2 protein-coding genes are annotated in these 2,933 nt (G+C 62.0%); both read left to right on the top strand.

Features of this window, described 5'->3' with window-relative positions:
* Positions 1 to 49: 49 nt before the first annotated feature.
* Positions 50 to 1,381, top strand: a complete 1,332-nt coding sequence (gene aceA / locus Q0C59_RS19425) for an isocitrate lyase (protein ID WP_291218684.1) — start codon at positions 50 to 52, stop codon at positions 1,379 to 1,381.
* Positions 1,382 to 1,629: 248 nt separating this feature from the next.
* Positions 1,630 to 2,933 (top strand): threonine--tRNA ligase (gene thrS / locus Q0C59_RS19420; protein ID WP_291218682.1); only part of this gene is annotated, 1,304 nt, incomplete at its 3' end.

The raw sequence follows: 2,933 nt of genomic DNA, 5'->3' as shown, positions 1-2,933 counted from the left end.
GCACCACGCCGAAGCCAACCCTGTTCCATCAACCTCACGGAGTATCCCCATGCCTCAATCCCTGACCGAGCAACTGAGCCGCCAGCAGCAAATCGACGCGCTGGAAAAAGACTGGGCCACCAACCCGCGCTGGAAGGGCGTGAAGCGCGGCTACACCGCGGCCGATGTCGTGCGCCTGCGCGGCAGCATGAACATCGAACACACGCTGGCCAAGCGTGGAGCCGAGAAGCTGTGGGACAAGGTCAACGGTGGCTCCAAAAAGGGCTATGTGAACGCCTTCGGTGCCATTTCTGCCGGTCAGGCCATGCAGCAGGCCAAGGCAGGTCTGGAAGCCGTGTACCTGTCAGGCTGGCAAGTTGCCGCTGACGGCAACACCTCCGAAACCATGTACCCCGACCAGTCACTCTACGCCTACGACTCGGTGCCCACCATGGTTCGCCGTATCAACAACACCTTCAAGCGCGCGGACGAAATCCAGTGGGGCCGTGGCATCGAGCCGGGAAGCCCTGAGTTCATCGACTACTTCCTGCCGATCGTGGCCGATGCCGAAGCCGGTTTCGGCGGCGTGCTCAACGCCTTCGAACTCATGAAAAACATGATCGCCGCCGGTGCCGCCGGCGTGCACTTCGAAGACCAGTTGGCCGCCGTGAAGAAATGCGGCCACATGGGTGGCAAGGTGCTCGTGCCCACGCAAGAGGCTTGCGAAAAGCTGATCGCTGCACGTTTCGCTGCCGACGTGATGGGTGTCTCCACCATCGTGCTGGCCCGCACCGACGCCGAAGCCGCCAACCTCATCACCAGCGACCACGACGCCAACGACAAGCCTTTCCTGACCGGCGAGCGCACGCAGGAAGGTTTCTACCGCGTCAAGAACGGTCTGGAGCAAGCCATCAGCCGCGGCATCGCCTACGCCCCCTACGCCGATCTGGTGTGGTGCGAAACCGGCGTGCCCGACATCGGCTTCGCCCGCGAGTTCGCCCAAGCCGTGCAAGCCGCGTGCCCTGGCAAGCTGCTGTCGTACAACTGCTCGCCGTCGTTCAACTGGAAGAAAAACCTCAACGACACGCAGATCGCCTCGTTCCAGGAAGACCTGGCCGCACTCGGCTACAAGTACCAGTTCATCACGCTGGCCGGTATCCACATCAACTGGTTCAACACCTTCCAGTTCGCCCACGCCTATGCCCGCGGCGAAGGCATGAAGCACTACGTCAACATGGTGCAGGAGCCCGAGTTCGCTGCACGCGACAAGGGCTACACCTTCGTGTCGCACCAGCAGGAAGTCGGCGCCGGTTACTTCGACGACGTGACCACCGTGATCCAGGGCGGTTCCTCCAGCGTGAAGGCCCTGACCGGTTCGACCGAAGAAGAGCAGTTCCACTGACATCCCCGAGTCCGCCCCAGAGCGGTTGGAGGAGACGAGGAAACGCCACCCTTCGGGGTGGCTTTTTTGTGGGAAAATTTGAGTTCTTTGAATCAGCAAGAGCGAGAAAGGCAATCTGGTTATGACACCGCGAACTCAGGAGATCACCCTCCCGGCCTTCTAAGGCCTGCAGTTCGCGCCTGCCCGTTTCCCTTTCGACCCACACCAGCGCGGCCCCTGCCGCGCTTTTTTGTTTTCTGGACCACCCCATGCTGCACATCACGCTCCCCGACGGTTCCCAACGCGAATTTCCTGGCCCGGTCTCCGTGGCCGAGGTGGCCGCATCCATCGGCAGCGGCCTGGCCAAGGCCGCACTCGCCGGCAAGATCGACGGCAAAGTGGTCGACACCAGCCACCTCATCACGCAGGACAGCCCGCTGTCCATCGTCACTGCCAAGGACGCGGACGGACTGGAAGTCATCCGACACTCCACCGCCCATTTGCTGGCCTATGCGGTGAAAGACCTGTTCCCGGACGCGCAAGTGACCATCGGCCCGGTGATCGAGCATGGATTCTTCTACGACTTTTCGTACAAGCGGCCCTTCACGCCTGATGACCTGGTGGCGATTGAAAAGCGCATGACGGAGCTGGCCAACAAGGACGAGCCGGTGGTGCGCCGTGTGCTGCCGCGCGACGAAGCGGTAGCGTATTTCAAGGGCATGGGCGAGCACTACAAGGCCGAAATCATCGCCAGCATCCCGAGCAACGAGGATGTGTCGCTCTACCGCGAAGGCGCCTTCGAAGACCTGTGCCGCGGCCCGCACGTGCCCAGCACCGGCAAGCTCAAGCACTTCAAGCTCATGAAGGTGGCTGGCGCCTACTGGCGCGGCGACCATCGCAACGAGATGTTGCAACGCATCTACGGCACGGCCTGGGCCACCAAGGACGAGCTGCAGCAGCACCTGACCATGATCGAGGAAGCCGAGAAGCGCGACCATCGCAAGCTCGGTCGCGAACTCGACCTCTTCCACATTGACGAACACGCACCCGGGCTGGTGTTCTGGCACCCCAAGGGTTGGACGCTGTGGCAGGAGGTGGAGCAGTACATGCGCCGTGTGTACCGCGACAACGGCTACCAGGAGGTGAAGGGCCCGCAGATCATCGACAAGTCGCTGTGGGAGAAGACCGGCCACTGGGACAAGTACCGCGACAACATGTTCACCACCGAGAGTGAAAAGCGCGACTACGCCTTGAAGCCCATGAACTGCCCGGGCCACATCCTGATCTACAAGCAGGGCATCAAGAGCTACCGCGATTTGCCGCTGCGCTACGGCGAGTTCGGTCAGTGCCACCGCAACGAACCCAGCGGCGGCCTGCACGGCATCATGCGCGTGCGCGGCTTCACGCAGGACGATGGTCACATCTTCTGCACCGAAGAGCAGATCCTGCCCGAGTGCCTGGCCTACACGGCGCTGCTGCAGAAGGTCTATGCCGACTTCGGTTTCAAGAACATCATTTACAAGGTCGCCACGCGGCCCGACGCCCGCATTGGTTCCGACGAAGTCTGGGACAA

It is taken from the genome of Hydrogenophaga sp., assembly GCF_022844385.1.
Taxonomy (GTDB): domain Bacteria; phylum Pseudomonadota; class Gammaproteobacteria; order Burkholderiales; family Burkholderiaceae_C; genus Hydrogenophaga.
The sequence above is the reverse complement of the archived record's forward strand: the minus strand, read 5'-3'. Positions and strand labels throughout refer to the sequence as shown.

Bases quoted from the DNA above. Each gene is read 5' to 3' on its own strand.
- aceA (WP_291218684.1), top strand. From the start codon at position 50: ATGCCTCAATCCCTGACCGAGCAACTGAGCCGCCAGCAGCAAATCGAC.